Consider the following 20,304-nt stretch of genomic DNA (forward strand, 5'->3'; position numbering starts at 1 on the left):
CTCGGTGAGAATCTCTCTGCTCGGACCGGTCGAAGCCACCGCCGACGACGCGACACCGGTCGGCCTGGGCGGCGTACGGCTGCGCATGCTGCTCGCCAGGCTCGCTGTCGAAGAGGGGCGGCCGGTCTCCGTCGACGCCCTCGTCGACGGTCTGTGGGGCGAGCAGCCGCCGGTGGACGCGGCCAACGCGCTGCAGGCGCTGGTGTCCCGGCTGCGCAAGGCCCTGCGCGGGGCCGGGGCGGTGGAGTCGGTCGCGGGCGGCTACCGGGTCGCGGTGAACGCCGACGACGTGGACACGTACCGCTTCGAGGAACTGGCGGGGCAGGGCAGGCGCGAGCTGGCCTCGGGGCGCCCGCAGGAGGCCGCCGCGACGCTCGGCGACGCGCTCGCGCTGTGGCGGGGCGCCGCCCTCGCGGACGTCCTGGAGGCGCCCTTCGCCCGTGTCGCCGCCACGCGCCTCGACGACCTGCGGGACGCCGCGTCGGAGGACCGCTTCGACGCCGAGATACGCCTGGGTCGGTACGCCGATGTCCTCGCCGACCTCGAAGCGACGGGCGCGGAACGCCCGTTGAGTGAACGCGTCGCCACGCTGCGGATGCGCGCGCTGTCGGCCGCGGGCCGCAACGCCGACGCCCTCGCCGTGTACGAGGAGATGCGGGCCAGACTCGATGACGAACTCGGCGTCGACCCGTCGGCCGAGCTGAAGGATGTGCATCTCGCCTTGCTGAGGGGCGAGTTGGAGCACTCCGCCACGCGCGTCGAGACCGCGCCCGCGCCCAGGCGGCTCCCCGCCCGGCTCACCAGCTTCGTCGGCCGTGACACCGAACTCGACCAGCTCGCCGCGCTGATGGCCGCCTCCCGCCTCGTCACGCTCGTCGGGCCCGGCGGCGCGGGCAAGACAAGACTGTCGCTCGAAGCCGTGACCCGGCACCGGGCGTACCAGCGGGGCCGGGTGTGGTTCGTGCCGCTGGCCGGCGTGGGCACCCCGGACCAGCTGGCCGATGCCGTGCACGCCGCGCTCAGTACAGGTCTCAGTACAGGTCTCAGCGCAGGTCTCAGTGCAGGTCCCGGTACTGATCTCAGTACCGGGGCCAGCAGCGACGGTGTGACCGACCGCGTTGCCGACCACGTGACCGACCACGTGACCGAGGTGCTCGATGTAGGTGAGGCCGTGCTCGTACTGGACAACTGCGAGCACCTGGTCGAGGCGGCGGCGGACCTCGCGTACGAACTCCTCGACAGGTTGCCGCACTTGCGGATCCTCGCCACCAGCAGGGAACCCCTCGCCATCACCGGCGAGGCGCTGTGCCACCTCGGGCCGCTCGGCGTGCCCGCGGGGACTCCGGAGCTCGCGGAGGCGGCCGGTTCGGCGGCGGTACGTCTGTTCACCGACCGGGCGTCCGGGGTGCGGCCCGGGTTCGCGCTCGACGAGTCCACCGTGGGCGCGGTGGTGGAGATCTGCCGACGCCTCGACGGCCTTCCGCTCGCCCTGGAACTGGCCGCGGCCAAGCTGCGCTCGATGAGCGTCGGCCAGATCGCGCGCCGCCTCGACGACCGGTTCCGCCTCCTGACCTCGGGCAGCAGGACCGCGCTGCCGCGCCAGCGCACGCTGCTCGCGCTGGTCGAGTGGAGCTGGGACCTCCTCGACGAGCCCGAGCGGATCCTCGCCCGCAGGCTGTCGATGTTCCCGGGCGGTGCGACCGTCGCCGCCCTGGAGGCGGTCTGCTCGGACGGGACGCTGCCTGCCGAGGACGTCGTGTACGTCCTGGGCTCCCTGGTGGAGAAGTCCCTCCTGGACACGGACATCTCCGATGAGCCGGACGGGACGGGCCAGGGCGACGGCGAGCAGCGCTACCGCATGTCGGAGACCGTGCGCGCCTTCGCGGCCGACCGCCTGAGCGAAGCCGAGACCGGTGAAGCCGAGACCAGTGAAGCCGAGACCAGTGAAGCCGAGACCAGTGAAGCCGAGACCGGTGAAGCCGAGGCCGGTGGGGGTGATGGTGCTGGGGGCGATGGCGGCGCTCGGACCGCGGCGCGCTTCTCCGCCTACTTCCTCGCCCTCGCCGAGCGGCACGAGCCCGCCCTGCGCACCGGCGGCCAGCTCCGCTCGATCGCGCTCTTCGACGCCGAGCACGACAACCTGGTCTCCGCGCTGCGGGCGGCCGTCGAGGCCAGGGACGCGGACCTAGTGTCGCGGTTCGTGGGCGCGCTGTTCTGGTACTGGGGGATCAGGGGGATGAGCACCCAGTTCGAGACGTTCCTCGCCGAGGTCCTCACCTTCGACGAGGACCTTCCCGGCCGGGCGCGGGCCGCGTTCCGCGTGGTGCGGCTGATGGCGGGCACTCCGGGCGCCTCGGGCACTCCGGGGGCCTCGGGCGCCTCGGACGACGTGGACGCTTCAGGAGTCCCGGCTTTCGACGGCGTACCCGTGCGGACGCTCATCGAGGACTGCGAGCGGGCGGGCGCGGGCGAGTTCCACCCCGCGCTGCTGCTGTGGATCCCGCTGCTCGCGCATCTCACCGGCAATGCCGACCTCGGGGAGAGCGGTCTTAGGCGGGCGGCCGATGAGCCGGATCCCTGGGTGCGGGCGTGCGCGCACTGGGCGCGGGACTTCGTGCTCACCGGGCGGGGCGAGCAGCCTGCCGGTGCCGAAGCGCGTCGCGCGGCCCTGCACGGCTTCGAGGCGGTGGGTGACCGCTGGGGCCTGGGCCTCGCCCTGCTGGCCGTGGGCCGGGACCACTCCCTGCGCGGGGAGCACGGCGACGCGATCGCCGCGTACGAGAGGGCGGTGGCCGTCAGCACCGAACTCGGCGCCGAGGACGACCTGTTCAACAGCCGGGCCGGGCTCGCGGCGGAGCGGCTGCGCGGTGGCGACCGGGAGGGCGCCCTGCGGGACATCCACGCGGCGCGGCGGCAGGCCAAGGAGCTGGGGTATCGGCGGATGGAGACCGAGATGCTGTTCAGCCTCGCCGATCTGCACCGCAGGTCGGGGGAGTTGGCGCAGGCCGACCTGATCCTCGACCGCCTGGACGGTGTCGCGGACCGGCTCACCCTCCCCGAGGACATGGCCCGCGACCTGATCGCGGGCGCCCGGACGGCGAACCGGCTCGCGCAGGGCGACGCGGTGCGGGCGCGCGAGCTTTGGCCCAGGGCGGTGGGCGGCGCCTTCGCCCGGGGCGAGGCCGCGGACATCGCGCGGGCCGCCGAACTCCTCGCGCGGCTCCTCCTGTTGGAGGGCGACGCGGCAGGGGCGGCGACCGCGCTCGGGATGAGCCAGGTCGTCCGCGGGATGTCCGACGAGGGCGATCCGCAGCTGAGGGAGCTGGTCGCCGAGATCGTGGGGCGGCTCGGCGACGCCGGGTACGCGCAGGCGTACGGAAAGGGCGCCGGGCTGTCGAGGGCGGACGCGCTGAACCGGCTGACCGAGGAGGCCGGCCAGCCGGTGGTTGCTTCGTAGCGGGTGGTTCGTGTGCGCCGTGGGCTGTGGCGTGGGCTGTGCCGTGGGCTGTGGTGTGGGGCTCAGGCGGCGCGCTTGCGGTAGGCCCGCATCGCGAGGGGGGCGAAGATCGCGATCACGCCGACCATCCAGGCCAGGCTGCCGAGGAACGGCCCCGCGACCTCGCCGCCGTTCAGCAGGCCGCGCATGGTGTCGGCCATCAGGCTCACGGGGTTGATGTCCGACCAGACCCGCAGCCAGCCCGGCATGGTGCCGTCCGGGACGAACACGTTGCTGGCGAAGGTGAGCGGCAGGACAAGGACGGTCATCAGGCCCTGCACCGAACCGGGGGTCTTGACCAGCATGCCGACGTACACCGACATCCACGAGAAGCTGACGGCGAAGGCGATGAGCACCGCGAGCGCGGCGAGGGCCGCCGCCGGGTTGGTGTCGACCCGGTAGCCCATGACCAGGGCGAGGGCCACCAGCGTGGCGAGGCAGACGACGTACCGGATGATGTCGGCGAGCACCGCGCCGATCAGCGGGGCGGAGCGGGCGATCGGCATGCTGCGGAACCGGTCGAAGATGCCGGTGCTCGCATCGGCGTTGAGTGAGACGCCGATGCCGATACTCGCCTGGAAGACGGTCATCACCATGATGCCGGGCGTGATCATCTGCAAGTAGGCGTCGGTGTCGCCGCCCGCGATGGCGCCACCGAAGAGGTAGACGAACATCAGCAGGAACACGATCGGTGTCAGGACGACGTCGACGAGCCGTGCGGGCGACTTGACGAACTTGGTGATGCCGCGCCCGGCGAGGGCGAGACTGTGCCGGGCGGCCTTGGCCGGGGTGATGCGGAGGGCGGGGGCGTGGGACTGCGGGGCGATCGGGTCGGCCGGGGTGGCGACGGTGCTCATGACGGGGTCCTCTCGGCAAGTTCGCAAGGTGGCAAGTTCGCAAAGTGGCAAGTTGGCAAGGTGGCACGGGTGCTTGGGGAGCTGGGGGGGGGCGCTGGGGGCGCTGGGGGGGCGTACGCGTTTCGGTCCTGTGCGGGGCCCGTAGGGGCGTGGGGAGCTGCGCGCTCAGGCACCACCGGCCCGCAGGCCTCTCACCGCAGGACCGCAGGACCGCCGGAGCGCTCACGCCGCCTTTCCGGTGAGCGCCAGGAAGACCTCGTCCAGGCTGGGCAGGCGCAGGCCCAACTCGTCGGCGGTGATGCCGGCCCCGTCGAGGCGTCGTACGAGGGCGGAGATCAGCATCGGGTCGTCGACCGGCACGGTGAGCAGACCGTTGTCCGCGTCACGCTGGGGCGGGGCGCCGGTGAGCTCGGCGAGGATGCCGCTCACGGTGTCAAGATCGCGGGCGACGGTCGGCCGGACCTGCAACGTCTGACCGCCGACCCGCCGCTTGAGCTCGTCGGGGCGGCCCTCCGCGACGACGCGGCCACGGTTGAACACGGTGATGGAGTCCGCCAGTTGATCGGCCTCCTCCAGGTACTGCGTGGTGAGCAGCACGGTCGCCCCGTCGGCGACGAGCCGCCGCACGACCGCCCAGACCTCCTTGCGGGCATGCGGGTCGAGCCCGGTGGTCGGCTCGTCCAGATACAGGACCTGCGGCCGTCCGACGAGGCTCGCCGCGAGGTCCAGGCGGCGGCGCATCCCTCCGGAGAAGGTGCTGATCGGCCGCTGGGCGGCCTCCGTCAGCTCGAACCGCTCAAGGAGTTCGACGGCCCGCGCCTTGGCGTCCCGCCGCGACAGATCGAGCAACCGCCCCAGGAGTACGAGGTTCTCGGCGCCGGACAGCTCCTCGTCCACGGAGGCGTACTGGCCGGTGAGCCCGATGAGGCCACGGACCCGCACTTGATCCTTGACCACGTCGTGGCCCCCGACGGTCGCGTGCCCCGCGTCGGGCCGAAGCAGCGTCGACAGGATCCGCACGGTGGTGGTCTTCCCGGCGCCGTTCGGCCCGAGCACCCCGATGACCTTGCCGGCCGGTACCTCCAGGTCGACGCCGTCCAGCGCGACGAAGTCCCCGTACTTCTTGACCAGTCCTTCGGCCTTGATGGCGTACGACATCTTGTCCTCCTCCACAGATCGCTCAGACCCGCTCGGACCTGTTCTGGCCCTCGCCGCTCTCGATGGACAAGACGATGCCGACCGCCGCTGTCAGCGCGCGGCCCGCGCGCTGACAGCGACGGCCGGAGGCTGTCAGGACCTGTCAGTACTTACTGCTTCTACTGCTTCTACTTCTGCTACTGCTCCTACTGGGCGTACGACGCGGTGGGGAGGGCGTGAGGGGCTGAGAAGCCACGCGAGAACGGCGGTGGGCCCTACCGCGAACGGTGGGCCCCACCGCGAACAGTGGGCCCCACCGCGAACGATGGGGCCCACCGGCTCGACGCCCGGGCGCACGGAGCCGTCGCCGGTCACTTCGCGGTGGTGCGCTCGATCCAGTCGTGGTGGGCGGTCAGGTCGGTGTAGATGCCGGGGCCGCTGGCGCACTCCGGATCGGCGTCGCCGTCACGGCTGGTCGCGCCGATCAGTTCCCAGTGCCCGGGGCGGCCCTTGATCTGCGGCCCGCCGGAGTCGAGGATGCACGCCTGCGCGTTCTCGGTCGGGCTGTCGGTGCACAGCTCGTTGTCCCGGTTGTAGTTCTCGCTGCACCGGCGGTCGGCGACGAGTTTGGTGTCCAGCTCCTGTAGACGTGTCGGCGGCTTCGGGCACTCGCTGCCGTCCTCGCAGGTCATGCCCCAGCCGAGGATCCGCGTGTCCGTGCCCGCGGGCCCGGACTCGGCGGCCAGCTTGATGGGCTTCGCGTTCACGGGGCGGTCCAGCTTCATGACGGCCACGTCGTTGCGGAACGGCTCGTAGGAGAAGCCCGGATGCGCGACGACCTTGGTGACCTTCGCCTTGGCGCCCTTCGTACGGTCCTGGTCGCCGACCCGTACGGAAAGCTGCTTGGTCTTGACGTTCACCGAGCAGTGCCCGGCGGTCACGATCCAGTCCCGCTTGATCAGGGAGGCGCCGCAGTAGTGCTTGCCGTCCTTCTGCAGGCTCACCATGAACGGGTACTTCGAGGTGGAGTCGTGTCCCCCGATGATCGCCGATGCCGAAGGTGCCACTGTCATGGTGAGTGCGACCGCTCCCGCCGCCGCACACAGAGCCGCCTTGCCGCGCTTGATCATCAGTCCTCCTGTGTCTCGTTCAGGATGCGACGCCCGCGAAGCACAGGAGCGGCGCCGGAACGGAACCGGCTCCGCGTGACCGCGCCGAGGGGCGTCGTCGAACGTCCATGCCGAACGTCTACGTCGAACGTTCACGTCGAACGTCCATGTCGGACCCGGCCGGACCCGACACCGTCGATCTTGTCCGGGCCGGCGCCCTCGGCGCGTCACTCTCAGCGCTCGGACCGGCCTGACCGAAAGTGTTACGGCACGTCGGCCGTGTCGTGCTGCGGGATGATCGCGGAGGGGGCGGGGAGATGCCGCCGAGGACGCGGGCCGTATCGCCGCGTGCCGGGCGCACCAGGGACGGCGGATACCGTGTCGGCGATGCGACGTTGCCCGTAGGCGGACGAGGAGGTGGCCCCAGTGACCGTCAAGGTAATCCTCCTCGACGACGAGGAGTTGGTGCGCAAGGGCATCCGGATGATCCTCCACGCCCAGCCCGACATCGAGGTGGTCGCCGAGGGCGGCGACGGCTCGGTGGCAGTGGACCTGGTGGCCGAGCACCGCCCGGACGTGGTGCTCACCGACATCCAGATGCCCGGCGTCGACGGCCTGGAGGTCGCCCGGCGGCTCGCCGCGCTGCCCGATCCTCCCGCCGTCGCCGTGCTCACCACCTTCGACGTCGACGAATACGTCTACGCCGCGCTCCAGAGCGGCGCGGCGGGGTTCCTGCTCAAAGACAGCTCGCCGCGTGAACTGGCCGACGCGGTACGGGTTCTCGCACGCGGCGAGGCGATGCTCTCACCGAGCATCACCACCAAGCTGCTCGCCGCCTTCGCCACGGGCGCAGGCGCCCCGCGAGCGGAAGCGCAGGTGCGAGCGCGCTCGCGGATGGCGGAGCTGACCGCCCGCGAGCGCGAGGTCGCCGTGGCGGTCGCCCAGGGCCGCAGCAACTCCGAGATCGCCGGCGACTTGCTCGTGAGCCAGTCCACGGTCAAGGTCCACCTCAGCCGGATCATGACCAAGCTGGACGCCGCCAACCGCACCCAGGTAGCGCTCATCACCCACGACGCCGGACTGACCTGAACGAACGTCTGACTCGCCTGCTTCGTCGGCCTGATCTACGTGATCTACCCGACCTGCCCGACCTACCGGATCTACCGGACCTGCCCGACCTGCCCGACCTGCCTCAGCGCACCGACGTCGTGGGCAGCGCGGCATCGATCCGGAAGCCGCCGTCACCGGTGGGCCCGGACTCGATGGTGCCTCCGGCCAGGCGGACGCGCTCCGTCAGCCCGATCAGCCCGTGTCCCCCGCTGGGCAGCAGAGGCCCACCGTCGGCAGTCGGCCGGGCAGGCTTCTCGGGCGGGCCGTTGACGATCCCCACCCGCACGGTGCGCGGGTCGAACGCGAGACGAATCTGCGTCGTGGCGCCCGGGGCGTGCTTGTGCACGTTGGTCAGGGCCTCCTGCACGACCCGGTGCGCGGCACGCTCGACCGGCTCCGCCAGCGGCTGCGGCGTACCCTCGACGCGCACGGTGACGGGCAGCCCGGCGGTCCGGGAGCCGTCGGCCAGCTCGGTGATCCGGTCGACGGCCGCGCCGGGGTCGGGGGCCTGCCGTTGCTCGGCCGGCGCGGCGGAATCGTGCGGCTCGGTGGCCGGGCCATCGGCCTTGTTGTTCCTGAGCAGGCCGAGCATCTCGCGGAGCTCGGTGAGCGCGCGCCGGCCGGCGGTCTGAATGATCTGCGCGGTCTCGCCCGTCACCTCCGGGTCGTGGGCCACGGCGCTGAGCGCGTTGGCGTGTACGACGATCAGGCTCACCTGGTGGGAGACCACGTCGTGCATCTCCCCGGCGATGCGCCGTCGCTCCTCCTCCCGCGCGGCCTCGGCGACGAGCCGCTGCTCCCGCTCGGCGCGCTCCGCCCGTTCGACGAGACCGGCGACGACGGCGCGCCGTTGGCCCACATAGAGCCCCAGCAGCAGTGGCACCAGGCAGGAGAAGACGAAGTTCACCGTGAACCAGGCCACCACCGTCCGGACGCTGGCCCACCCCGCCGCGTTCCAGGGAGCGAGAACCACCAGGCCGACACCGGCCGAGGCCCAGGCGGTCCGGCGGCTGTGCGGGCCGCGGTAGGCGCCCACCGCGTAGTAGGCGATGGGCGTCGCGTAAGCCGAGATCTGGAGGACCTTGGCGAGCAGCGCGACGCCGAGTACCAGCTCGGGGGCCCGGCGCCGCACGAGCAGCGGCAGCGCGCTCACCACGGCGAGCACCAGGTTGGCCCAGGGAGCGGCCGGTCCCATGTAGGGATTCTGGTAACTGTTCAACACCGCCAGCAGCAACGCGACGACCGTCAGCACCAGGTCCGCGCCGGGCGCCGACAGGAAGGACGAGCGTGGTACGGGCTGCCGCGTCGCGACGCTGCGCGCTGTACTCCCGTCGCCGGCGGGCAGGATCGCCCAGCTGCGCAGGGTGTTCCGGAACTGGTGGGTGCGACGGGCGGTACTCACCTGGCGAGGATAGAAGGTGGTACCGGACGAAGATCCGGCGGAGGTCCGTCGCGCCGGTGTTCACTCACCGATCGGCGGGCCGTACCCCTGTACCGCTCGGCCGGTGACGGCGGTGACGGCGGTGACGGCGGTGACGGCGGTGACGCGATCGAGGTCACGGTCACGGTCACGGTCGCGGTGCGGGAGGGGCAGGCCCTGGAGTTCCGCGGTGGCGGCAACGGCGAGTCCACCGCTCCCGCACTGCGGTGCCGACCGCGCTGGGTCAGCAGCTCCCGAACCCGCCAGGCACGGTCGTACGCCCGGTCATCGACGGGCACCCGGCCGAGGAGCAGCCGCATGCCGTCGATGCCGCGCGCCCGGTCGGCGGTGACGGTGGCGATGAGGCCGAAGTCCCGGCGGATCAGCCCCGGGCAGCCGGACCGTCGCGGTCGGCGAGCATGGCTGAGACGACCGCGGCCGGCACCGCGAGGGCCGCGCAGCCCGCGGTCACCGACGCGAGCGTGGTCCACGGGAGGCTGATGGCGATGGGGCCGGTGAGCTGGGCCAGGGAGATCCACAAGCCCGCCAGGCTGAGTGCTGCCGTGGCGCCCGCGAGGACCGTGCCGACGCCGACGACCAGCAGGGCCTCCGCCGCGACGAAGCGCAGGATCTGGCCCCGGTGCGCGCCGGCCAGATGCAGCGCGTGCCGCTCGGGCGCCCGGGCGGCTGCCGCCATGAGTACGGTGCTGACCAGCGAGATCGTCGTATACGCGAGGATGATGGCAAGGACGGCAAGGAGACCGATGCGGCTGGCGGACTTGCTGCGGGCCCCGCTGTCGCGGGTCCACTCCGCCTTGGTCACCGCGTGCGCGTTGTGGCCGGCTGTGGCCGCCCGCAGTACGGCTTCGGCCCTGGCGGGCGAGGTCCCGGCGCGCAGCTTGACGTAGGCGACCGACGGCAGCGCGGAGAAGGCGTGGGCCCTGGTCGCGTAGGCGTCGGCGGCGGCGCCGTCCCCGAGCAGGCCGACCACCGTGAGCGAGGTTCTGCTGCCGTCGGCGCGCCAGACCTGAACACGGTCGCCGAGCCGTTTGCCCCAAGTGGGAGAGACCACGACGCCGCGGTCGTCCAGGTCGCCCAACGAGCCCGCCGCCAGCGGGACATCGAGCGTCGCCGGGAGCGTCTTCGGCTCTATGGCCTCGACGGGACGCCGGATGAGCGCGGTGTCGCCCTCAAGGGTGTAGAGGCTGGTCTGTGCCGTGGTGGCGACGTCCAGACCCGGCAACGCCCGTAGATCTGCGACGAGTTGACGGTCGAGGCCCGATCCGGCATCGGGGAGCACGAGGTACTCCGCCCGTACGGGCTTGGTCTGCATCGTCGTCTTCGCGGCGTCGCCGGTCGCCGCCCCGCCCAGGAGCGCGGCGGTCAGTCCGACGGTGACCAGCACGGGCGCGGCCGTCATGGCGGTCTGCCGGGAAGAGGCGAGCACGGCGCCGGACACCACGGTTCCGGTCGCGCCGCGCAACCGCTCCAGGGGCGCGGTGAGCAGCCGCGTGACCGGGCCGACGGCAAGGGGAGAGAGCAGCCCGGCGGCGGCGACAAGGAGCATGACGATCGGCATCGCGGACTTGTTGTTGGCCGCCGAGGCAGGATCGCCGACCGCGGCCACCACCATGCAGACCAGTGCCGTGCCGAGCGTCCCCAGGCCGAGCACCCAGCGGGCCGGTGTCATCGCCCGCGACTCCACGGCGGCTTCGCGCAGGGCTTCCGCCGCGGCCACCCTCCCTGCCCGCCTGGCCGCGGCCGCCGCCCCCAGGAGCGCGACCAGGACACCTGCGGGGAACGCCACGACCGAGGGGACCATCGAGCCGCTCGCCACCGTCCAGGCGGGCGCCGCCCCGAGACCGATCAGCCAGTCCAGGACGGGCCGGGTGGCGAACGGTCCGGTCAGTGCGCCAAGGGCGGAGGCGACCACCGCGATCAGCCATGCCTCGGAGAGCACCATCCGTCGTACCTGCCGCCGGGTCGCCCCGATCGTCCGCAGCAGCGCGAACTCACGCCGGCGCTGGGAGACGGCGAACGCGAAGGTGGACGACACCACGAAGACGGCGACGAACACGGCGAACCCGCCGGCGATCCCGACGACGGTGTTGGCGTTGTTCCGCGCACGGTCGTCCGCGGCCCTGGCCGGATCGGGCAGCACCCGGTCCGCCCCGGTGAGGACCGTCGCCCGGCCGCCGACCGCGGCACGTACCTCGGCGGCCGGTTTCCAGAGGGCGAGTGCGTCGATACGGGGCGAGAGCTCCGCGGCGTGAGCGTCGCTGAAGAACACCGTGCCCTGCGGCCCCGCGGTGGTGACACCCACGACGGTGTACGCCTTGGCGCCCGAGGCCGTGACGACGCGGACCTCGTCGCCGACCTCGTCGCCGGGCCGCGCACGGGCGCCGCCCGAAAGCGCCGACGCACTGACCGCGATCTCGCCGTCTCCCACCGGGGCGCGGCCCTGAGTCAGCCGCTGCGGCGCGGTGCGCGCGGCCGACCAGGGCCGGCCGACGGCCGACGGGCCGCCGTCGAGGCGGGCCGCGAACACCCGGTCCACGACCGCGCCGGGGAAGCTAGCGGCGAGCGAGGCGGCCAGACCGCGCGGCTCCGCGAGCGGCGCGGAGGTCGCGCCCTGCCGTGCCCGCACGGTGAGTCGGCCGTCGGGGACGACGACGACCGGCGAGGCGGCGTACCGCTGCGGCCCGCGATCGGGTGTGCCGACCGTACTCGCGAGCACCTGCCCCATCGCGGCGATCAGTGCCGCACCGAGGAACAGTGCGGCGAAGCTGCCGATGAAGGAGACCCAGCGGGTCCGGAGCGTGCCCAGAGCGATGGTCAGCACGACGCCTCCAGCATCATCATCCGCGCGACGACGGACTCAGCGTCCGGGTCCGTGAGCTCGTCGCGGACCCGGCCGTCGGCGAGAAAGAGCACCCGGTCCGCGTATGCGGCGGCAGTGGGATCGTGGGTGACCATGACCAGCGTCTGCGCATGCCGGTCGACCAGCGTGCGCAGCAACTGCAGCACCTCACGGCTGGTGGCCGCGTCCAGGGCGCCGGTCGGCTCGTCCGCGAACAGCACGGCCGGCCTGGTCACCAGGGCGCGGGCGATGGCGACCCGCTGCTGCTGGCCGCCGGAGAGTTCCGCGGGGCGATGCCCCGCCCGGCCGGAGAGCCCCACCGCGGCCAGACCCTGCTCCACGACGTGGGGGTCGGGCCGCCGGCCGGCCAGCCGCAGCGGCAGTGCGACGTTCTGCTCCGCCGTCAGTGACGGCATCAGGTTGAACGCCTGGAAGACGAACCCGATCCGGCTGCGCCTCAGTTCCGTCAGCTTCCGGTCGTTCAGCCGCGCCAGGTCCTGACCGGCCACGACCACCCGGCCCGAGGTGGGCCGCTCAAGGCCGGCGGCGCACTGCAGCAGCGTCGACTTCCCCGAGCCCGACGGGCCCATCACCGCGGTGAAGGTGCCGTGCCCGAAGCGGGCCGTCAGCTCGTCGAGCGCGGTGACCTCGCCGTCACCGTTCGGGAAGCTCTTCGTCACCGATTCCAGGACGACTGAGGTGTCGCTCCCGGCCATGCTGTTGATGTTGATGGGGGTCATGGCCACTGCACATCCGTCCCGGTCGTTCAGATCAAGGGGCGTTCAGATCAAGGGGTGTTCCGCTCAAGGGGTGTTCCGCTCAAGGGGCGTTCCGCCTGCTCAGAAAGCTATGAGGGCCACGCCGGGGCCGGTACCGGACAGGTGACTAGGATCGGCCGACCGGCAGACCGGCCGGGGCTACGGGGGCGGGGCACATGGCACTTCAGGGACGGGCGGCCGAACAGGGCGTGCTGGACACGCTGTTGGACGAGGCGGCCACCGGCCGGAGCGGTGTCCTGGTGATCCGGGGCGAGCCGGGAATAGGCAAGACCGCACTCCTCGCGTACGCCGAGGAGCAGGCCCGGTCCACGCACCAGGTGGCCGTCGTACGGACCACCGGCATCGAGACCGAGGCAGAGATCCCGTTCGCCTCGCTGCACCTGCTCCTGCACCCCGCGCTCGACCGGATCGACGCGCTGCCGGGGCCGCAGGCCGCTGCCCTCAAGGCCGCCTTCGGCATGGCACCCGGCGGCGGCGATGACCAGTTGACGGTCGGGGTGGCCGTACTGTCCCTGTTGTCCGAACTGGCGGCGGACGCACCCCTGCTCTGTCTGGTCGACGACGCGCACTGGCTCGACCACGCCTCGGCCCGCGCCCTGTTGTTCGCCGCGCGCCGCCTCCATGCCGAGGGCATCGCCCTGGTCTTCGGCGCCCGGGACGGCTTCGAACCGGGCGGGCTGCCCGAACTCCGCCTCGCGGGGCTCGACCCCGCGAGCAGCGAGCAGCTCCTGGCGGAGCAGTCACCCGGTCTCGGCCTGCCCCTGCGCCGCCGGATCCTGGCGGAGAGCGCGGGCAATCCCCTCGCCCTGAGGGAACTGCCCCGCACAGCAGGGGAGTACGGCCTCGGCGCGCTGCCGCCGGCCCTGCCGCACCGTATCCAGGAGGCGTACCGCGCACGGATCGCGGCACTGCCCGCCGGGGCGCGGACGGCCCTGCTGATCGCGGCGGCCGAGGAAGGCGGCGATCTGGACGTGATCCTCCGTGCGGCCGCGGAGCTGGGCGCGGACGCCGGCGCTCTGGGCGCTGCCGAGCGGGCCGGTCTGCTCCGGGTCGCCGCCGGGCGCGTGTCGTTCGTCCACCCGCTGATGCGCGGCGCCGCATTCAACGACGCGTCGTACGAGTCGTGCCTGAAGGCCCACCGCGCACTCGCCGAGGTGCTGCGCGACCAGCCGGACCGGCGGGCCTGGCACCTGGCCGCCGCGGCGACCGGCGCCGACGAGGAGGCGGCCGTCGCCCTGGAGCAGGCCGCGGGGCGGGCCCAGGAGCGCCATGGATACGCGGGCACCGCCGCGGCCCTCGAACGCGCCGCCGAACTGACCCGCGACCCGGTGGTCCGATCCCGCCGCCTCGCCGCAGCGGCGGAAGCCGCCGCCCACGCGGGTCTCGCGCCGCGGGCGAAGGCCCTGATCGAGGCTGTCGACCGCACCACGACCGAGCCGCGAACGCGCGCCCGGATCAAGGCACTTCGTGCCCGTACGGCCTTCGACGACGGAGCTCCCGGGATGGCCCACGAACTGCTGGTGGCCGCCGCGGACGAACTCATCGGTGCCACGGTCACCGCCGAGGACGAGCTCACCGGTGCCAAGGTCACCGCCGCGGACGAGTTCACCGGTGCCGAGGTCACCGCCGCGGACGAGCTCACCGGTGCCAAGGTCACCGCCGAGGTACGCGTGGAGGCGGGCCTCCTGCTCGTGGACGCCGCCCGCAACGCCTGGCAGCTCAGTGACCCGCTCCGGCTGCGCGAGGCCGCCGATCGCCTCGATGCGCTGCGGCCGCGACCGGAGGACGGCCTGGACCCGGCCGTGGCCGCGGTGACCGGGGCAGCCGTGTATCTGGAGCGCGGTCCCGCTCAGGCCCTGCCGACGATGCGCCGACTGGTGGCCGACGGCCGTCGCAACCGTGCCGGATCACCGGCACTTCGGATCAACGCCGCCTTCGTCGCCGGTCTTGTCGGCGACTTCGACGCCGGACGCGAGATATCCGCCGCCGTCGCGGCCGACTGCCGTACTCGCGGCGACGTCGGTTGGCTGCCGCTCGCGCACCTGACGCTCGCCGCCTCAGAGCTGTACCTCGGCCGCTTCCGCGACGCCGAGGCGACCGCGAGCGAGGGCCTGCAACTCGCCGCCGACACCGGTCAGCCCAACCGGGCCGGCTATCTCGAAGGGATCCTGGCCTGGATCCTGGCCGTACGCGGTGACCGAGAGCGCTCGGTGCAGCTCGCCGCCCGCTGTCACGATCACTTCGACGCCACGGGCATCGCCAACAGCCTGGCGTGGGCCCAGTGGGCGCTGGCGCTCGGAGACCTCGGACACGGACGGTTCGCCCAGGCCCTGGAACGTCTGGACGCGGCACAGGACGGCCCCGTCCGCCGCCAGATCCAGAGCGTCTACTTCGCCCCGGACCGCGTCGAAGCCTCCGCCCGGCTCGGCCTGCCGGCCCGAGAGCCGCTGGAACAGTTCGCGCAATGGGCCGACGCGTCCGGCCTCACCTGGGCCGATGCGGTCCTGCACCGGTGCCGGGCGCTCCTCGAACCCGACTGGGCCACGGCACACGACCTGTTCAGTTCCGCCGTACGTCTCCACGCCGACAGCGGCCGCCCCTGGGAGGCGGCCCGCACCCGGCTCCTCTTCGGCGAACGCCTGCGCCGCGAACGCCACAAGACGGAAGCCCGACTCCACCTCCGCGCCGCCACGGAAACCTTCGAGCGACTGGGCGCGACCCTCTGGGCGGACCGCGCCCGCGCGGAACTGCGCGCGGCAGGCGCGACAGCGCCGCTGGAAACACGGCCCGACGACATCCTCGCGAACCTGTCGCCCCAGGAACTACAGGTCGTACGCCTCGCAGCCACGGGCATGACCAACCGCGAAATAGGCGCGCAACTGTTCCTGAGCCCGAAAACGATCAGCTACCACCTCTACCGCGCCTTCCCGAAGCTCAACGTCAGCAGCCGGTCCCAACTCGCGGGCCTCGACCTGACGGGCTGATGACATCGGACTGAACAACGTCGAAGGGCCCCGCTGCAAGCAGCGGGGCCCGATCGACGAGGCCGTCGGCAGGCCCAGACTCATGGTCGCATCGCCGCCTTCACGCGACTGCGCGGGCTTGAGGCCTGCGCGCACTCGCGGACGGGAGTCGCGGAGTTCAGGCGGGCTCGCGGGGTGCTGCGAGAAGGCTCTGGTACGCCTCAGCCCTCGTATCGGCCACTCTCCACGCGCCTCAGCCGCTCTTTCAGCGTCTCCGTCAGAGGGCTGCCCATGTCTGTGTGGATGGCAAGGACTCGGGTGAGGTCGTCGCGTAGCCGGGAGCGGTCGACACCGGGGCGTTCGGCGATGGCGACGAGGTGGAGGAGGGCCTCGGCTTCGTATGCGTACGCTTCGTGGCCTCTCAGTTCCTGTGCGGCCTCCCGCAGGGCCAAAACGGCTTCGGCCGAGCGGCCCAGGCTGTCCAGGACGTGTCCGAGCGCGACGGAGGCCCGGGCCGCCATGCGACGGTCGGGGGCCGTCAGGGACAACAGTCCCGCGTGGGCACTGCGGAGAGTGGCGAGTGCCTGCTCGTGATGACCTAGCGTGTCTTGGGCCCGACCGAGGAAGAACGCTGCGATGGCGGCGCCGCGCGGCTCCCCGCCTTGAGTGTTGAGTTCCATGGAACGCCGGTATGCGGTGACGGCCCGCTCGGCGTCGAAGCGGTCCCAGTATCGGCCGGAGAACTCCAGCACGGAGGCGTGGAGCACTGCGTCGTCGGCGATCTCCGCACAGGTGACGGCCGAGGCCAGCGCACGTTCCGCGTACTCGTTCTCACCAAGGTCCATCAGCGGGCGGGAGAGCAGGCTGCGCAGCCGGGCCTCGGCTGCCGGGGCCAGGGACGCAGCCGCGTAGCGGGCGCCGAGTTCCAGGGATGCCTGCCAGTCTCCGAGATGCCGATGGTGGAGGAAGAGCACGGTGAAGCACTCGGCCAGCTGCCAGCCGGCAGTGTGCAGCGAGGGATCGTCCGCCGCGCGCAGGACCGCCATGATGTTCGCGCGCTCCGCCTCCAGCCAGTCGAGGGGCCGTGGCCCGTCGTCCGCGGCGAAGGGGTCCGGCCGTCCGGCCAGCAGAACCGCGAGGTCGGTGATCCGCAGTCGGTCTGCGCGGACTGCACGGTCCGCGAGAGCCGTCAGGAGCAGGTAGTGCTCCAGAACTCTCTGGATGACGGCAAGTTTGGTACCGAAACGGTCCTCGGTTTGTACACGGTCCCGTGCGTGGAGCCGGATAAGACCGTGGAAGCGGTAGCGGCGTTCCTGGGAGAGCTCCAGGAAGCTCATGTCTTCCAGTACGTCGAGCAGTACTTGGGCTGCCGGGATGCTGGTGCCGAGGGCGGCTGCTGCGGTTGCCGTGTCGAAGGACGGACCGGGGATGCAGCCGAGGAGGCGGTAGCCGTGTGCCAGGTCGGGTGGCAGCTCCCGGTAGGCGTAGTCGAGGATTGCCGATACGGGGGACCTGCCTCGCTCGCTCAGCGCGGCCAGACGCTGTTGCTCGTCGGCCAGTTCCGTGGCGAAGGACTCCAGAGTGAGGTGGCGGTCATTCATCAGCCGGGCTGCGGCCACGTGGAGGGCGACGGGCAGGCCCGAGCAGAGGCGGACCACGCGTTTGGCCGCTTCGGGGTCGGCCGCGATCCGTTCTTGGCCGCACCGGTCGCTCAGTAGGAGGAGCCCGGCCTCCTCGGCCAGCGGCTCGACGGCCAGGGGGCGTGCGCCGTCGAGTGAGAGCTCGCCCAGCCGGGTCGTGCTCGTCACTAGGACGACGCTGCCCGGACCGTCGGGGATCAGGGCCCGTACCTGCGCGGGGGAGGACACGTCGTCGAGTACGAACAGGACCCGCAGATCGCAGGTGTGGGAACGGAGGAGGGCGGTGCGCTCGCTGAGCGACGGGGGCAGGAGCGTGTCGTCGATACCGAGGGAGCGCAGGCAGTGGCCGACGGCCTCGGAGACATCCTTGCCGTCCCCGCCCGTGCGCGTGGGCAGGGTGGTGAAGTCGACGTACAGCCGACCGTCGGGGAAGTGCTCACGTGCCTGCCGCGTGTGCGCCCAGGTCTGCGCCAGGGCGGACTTCCCGACTCCGGGAGGGCCAGCGAGGACCCGTACGTCTACGTGTGAGGCCCCGTGGAGCAACTGCTCGTTCAAGGTGGCCAGTTCGACAGTACGGTTGATGAATCGGTGACGCAGAGCCGGAACCTGTGACGGTGGTCTGTGCGGCCGAGGGGCCTGCGGAACGTGGTACGAAATGGTGGAGTCGGCGGACCGGTCCGAGGTGTTCGCTGTGGTGCTGCCACCTGTTCTGGGCGACGGCTCGCCTTCCAGGCTGTTCAGCTCACTCAGCAGCTCCACCAGTTCCTGCGCTGTCTCCGAACCCTGGCGCAGGGAGTGCCGCAGTCGTCGGCGCAACTGATCGGCGGAGTCCGCGACGGCGTGTTGGCCGCCCGATCGCAAGGACGCCGCCAGCTGGTCCACTGCAAGCCGCAGTTGCTCCTCGTCGGGGTTGACGCCTTGCCCGCGGCGGCCGAAAAGACGTAGGAGCCGGGCGCGTGCCTGTGTCCATGCCTCGGTGACAGCGAGCCCGATTACCGTGCTCGTCGCGCCGGACGCGGCGAGCGCCGCCACCTCGATCGCCACCTGGCCCCCTTCACATACCGGTTCACGTACGGGCATTGCTGGTGTGCAAGCTGTGCCGCTACCCGGTGACCACCGTAGAGGGGCCATGGCCACGTTGGCAGTAGGTCCGCGAAGATGGCAAGGTCGTGGGCTTTAGCAGGCCGGAGAGCGCAGTGCCAGCCGTGTTTCGTCAAACGCCGTGCCGTCGAGTCGCAACGTCACTTCGGGCGCGTACAGGGGAAGACCCGCCCGTAGGCAGGCGTAGACGGCAGCGGCCGCGAGCGCGGGGTCGGTTGTCGGGGTGCCGGTGGCGGTCACCTCGACAGATGCTCCGGTGCGGAGCCCCACCAGGATGGTTCCACGGGCCGTCGCGGCTGCGGCCAGGAGCCCACCTGGCCGCCGGCTCAGTTCGGTGTCGATCCAGTTCTGGGCGGCGGCGCGATCAGGGATGGGCGAGGCGGCGAGCAGGACCGAGGCGCTCTCGGTCAGGCCCCGGTCGCGCTCTTCGGCGGGGCGCACGGCCAGGTGCCAGAAGGAGTGCTTGCTTTCGTGCGGTTCAGGGGCGACGGAGGAAGGGAACCGGCGCACGCTGATGCTGATCTGGCCGGGTGAGTCGTGCAGGTCGGTGCGCACCATCCATGAGGTGACGGGGGTCGAGGGGTCGGCCGGGGAGGTGAGGACGTAGGGGCGAGGTGCGGGGGCGGGTGGCTGTGGGAGACCGATCAGGTCGTAGACCGCTTGGCGCAGCCGCGCGAGCGCGGCGCCTGGCTGCGCAAAGGCGCGCGCGGTGACGGCGGCGTACTGATCAGAACGGCTCTCATGGCTCTGTAGGAGATCCGCGATCTGCGCGCTGAGTGTGACACCTGGTTCGATGCGCGGCGCGATGCGTGCCAGATCGGCGCCGGCCGTGCCCGGCACAGCCTCGCTGCCGTGGGCCGCCAGTGCCACCGGCCTGCCAATTGCTGCCGCGTAGAGGGGCACCGATCCGTGATCGCCGATGACCGCGTCGGCGGCGACGAGGGCCGGCCGCCAGTCGTGTACGGGCGGCATCAGCAGCAGGCCGGCGTCGAGAGCGGCGGACTGGAGAGTACGGATGTGCCAGGCCCCGTGGGCCGACCAGATGTTGGGGTGCAGGATCAGTCCGACTCGGCTGCCGTCGAGTGGCAGTTGCCCGAGCAGCTGGGCGGGCAGCGTGGGGTGCTGGCCGATCAGAGAGGTCGTGCCCCAGGTCGAACTGACCATCACGAGGCGCTGGCCGGGCCGAACGCCCAGCGACCGCCGGTACTCCTCCCGGTACTCCTCGCTCACGAGCAGTTCATCCAGGCAGGGGTCGCCTACGAGCAGGGTGTGTCCGGCGGACTTGGGGTATGCAGCCAGGAGCTGCCGCTCCTGGTCGGGATGTGAGAGCGCCATCCAGGCCCGCCCTGCTTCCAGCAGCGCGTCGGGTACGACACCGGACAGACGGTCGCGCGGAGCACGTGAATCGGGGACGTACTTCTGGAAGCCAATACCATGCGGTAGCACCAGGACCGGACAGTCCCCTTCGGGAAGGTCCACGTGTTCGCTGGCGCTGAGAATCAAGTCGGCTTCGATGTCCGGGAGCTGCCGCCACGGCATGACACGACAGCCATAGTGGCGCAGCAAGTCGAGCGAGCCGTCGCTGAAGGCGGATCCGGGGTCGTGAGCGAATACGACGGTGATACGGGGATCGTCACGCAACAGCGCGGGCAGCACTTCAAGGACGCGGATAGTGGAAGTAAGAGTGCGGGCTGCGACGACTAGCGTCCGCTCTCCGGAGAAGGTGCGCCAGCGGTGCGCGTCCTCACCGACCGGGACCCGCAGGAACGGGGCGTCAGCGAAGTACATGGCCACTCCGAGCCCCCGCGCGTCCGATTCCGCCTACGCGGGCT

Annotated in this window: 11 protein-coding genes; 3 read left to right on the forward strand and 8 right to left on the reverse strand. The window is 71.9% G+C overall.

The genetic code is table 11. The features are described from left to right. The first annotated feature begins 4 nt into the window (after positions 1–4). The gene (locus ACFVXC_RS37240; RefSeq protein ID WP_389914983.1) at positions 5–3,457 is read left to right on the forward strand and encodes a BTAD domain-containing putative transcriptional regulator; all 3,453 of its coding nucleotides are present in this window, start codon (positions 5–7) and stop codon (positions 3,455–3,457) included. A 62-nt stretch (positions 3,458–3,519) separates the two neighbouring features. On the opposite strand, the gene ACFVXC_RS37245 is transcribed toward ACFVXC_RS37240, so the two are convergent. The 3 genes from ACFVXC_RS37245 to ACFVXC_RS37255 form a co-directional block, all read right to left on the reverse strand. Continuing rightward, positions 3,520–4,353, reverse strand: a complete 834-nt coding sequence (locus tag ACFVXC_RS37245; protein ID WP_389914986.1) for an ABC transporter permease — start codon at positions 4,351–4,353, stop codon at positions 3,520–3,522. A gap of 222 nt (positions 4,354–4,575) precedes the next feature. Next, on the reverse strand, positions 4,576–5,511 hold the full coding sequence (locus ACFVXC_RS37250) for an ATP-binding cassette domain-containing protein (protein ID WP_389914988.1): 936 nt from the start codon (positions 5,509–5,511) through the stop codon (positions 4,576–4,578). Positions 5,512–5,861: 350 nt separating this feature from the next. Continuing rightward, entirely contained in the window at positions 5,862–6,620 is a 759-nt protein-coding gene (locus ACFVXC_RS37255; protein ID WP_389914991.1) for a S1 family peptidase, read from the reverse strand. A gap of 405 nt (positions 6,621–7,025) precedes the next feature. Between ACFVXC_RS37255 and ACFVXC_RS37260 the strand changes: the two genes are divergently transcribed. Next, on the forward strand, positions 7,026–7,688 hold the full coding sequence (locus ACFVXC_RS37260) for a response regulator (RefSeq protein WP_389914993.1): 663 nt from the start codon (positions 7,026–7,028) through the stop codon (positions 7,686–7,688). Between the two features lie 103 nt (positions 7,689–7,791). On the opposite strand, the gene ACFVXC_RS37265 is transcribed toward ACFVXC_RS37260, so the two are convergent. The 3 genes from ACFVXC_RS37265 to ACFVXC_RS37275 form a co-directional block, all read right to left on the reverse strand. Next, on the reverse strand, positions 7,792–9,111 hold the full coding sequence (locus ACFVXC_RS37265) for a sensor histidine kinase (protein ID WP_389914996.1): 1,320 nt from the start codon (positions 9,109–9,111) through the stop codon (positions 7,792–7,794). 400 nt (positions 9,112–9,511) lie between these two features. Then, the gene (locus ACFVXC_RS37270; protein WP_389914999.1) at positions 9,512–11,971 is read right to left on the reverse strand and encodes an FtsX-like permease family protein; all 2,460 of its coding nucleotides are present in this window, start codon (positions 11,969–11,971) and stop codon (positions 9,512–9,514) included. Beyond that, positions 11,965–12,729 carry an ABC transporter ATP-binding protein gene (locus ACFVXC_RS37275; protein WP_389915002.1) on the reverse strand — a complete coding sequence of 255 codons (765 nt, stop codon included), beginning with the start codon at positions 12,727–12,729 and terminating at the stop codon, positions 11,965–11,967. Before ACFVXC_RS37275 ends, ACFVXC_RS37270 begins: the two co-directional genes overlap by 7 nt. 194 nt (positions 12,730–12,923) lie before the next feature. Here ACFVXC_RS37275 and ACFVXC_RS37280 point away from each other — a divergent pair, with 194 nt between their 5' ends. Beyond that, complete coding sequence (locus ACFVXC_RS37280) at positions 12,924–15,752, forward strand: LuxR C-terminal-related transcriptional regulator (protein WP_389915005.1); 2,829 nt, start codon at positions 12,924–12,926, stop codon at positions 15,750–15,752. A 200-nt stretch (positions 15,753–15,952) separates the two neighbouring features. Here the strand turns inward: ACFVXC_RS37280 and ACFVXC_RS37285 are convergent, their stop codons facing one another. Further along, on the reverse strand, positions 15,953–18,415 hold the full coding sequence (locus ACFVXC_RS37285; protein ID WP_389915007.1) for an NB-ARC domain-containing protein: 2,463 nt from the start codon (positions 18,413–18,415) through the stop codon (positions 15,953–15,955). A 132-nt stretch (positions 18,416–18,547) separates the two neighbouring features. Continuing rightward, the gene (locus ACFVXC_RS37290) at positions 18,548–20,260 is read right to left on the reverse strand and encodes a hypothetical protein (RefSeq protein ID WP_389915010.1); all 1,713 of its coding nucleotides are present in this window, start codon (positions 20,258–20,260) and stop codon (positions 18,548–18,550) included. Between the last annotated feature and the right edge of the window lie 44 nt (positions 20,261–20,304).

Source organism: Streptomyces sp. NPDC058257 (genome assembly GCF_042881845.1).
GTDB lineage: Bacteria > Actinomycetota > Actinomycetes > Streptomycetales > Streptomycetaceae > Streptomyces.

Coding starts and splice junctions, on each gene's coding strand:
- ACFVXC_RS37245 (WP_389914986.1), bottom strand. CDS start 4,353: ATGAGCACCGTCGCCACCCCGGCCGACCCGATCGCCCCGCAGTCCCAC.
- ACFVXC_RS37275 (WP_389915002.1), bottom strand. CDS start 12,729: ATGACCCCCATCAACATCAACAGCATGGCCGGGAGCGACACCTCAGTC.
- ACFVXC_RS37255 (WP_389914991.1), bottom strand. CDS start 6,620: ATGATCAAGCGCGGCAAGGCGGCTCTGTGTGCGGCGGCGGGAGCGGTC.
- ACFVXC_RS37290 (WP_389915010.1), bottom strand. CDS start 20,260: ATGTACTTCGCTGACGCCCCGTTCCTGCGGGTCCCGGTCGGTGAGGAC.
- ACFVXC_RS37280 (WP_389915005.1), top strand. CDS start 12,924: ATGGCACTTCAGGGACGGGCGGCCGAACAGGGCGTGCTGGACACGCTG.
- ACFVXC_RS37250 (WP_389914988.1), bottom strand. CDS start 5,511: ATGTCGTACGCCATCAAGGCCGAAGGACTGGTCAAGAAGTACGGGGAC.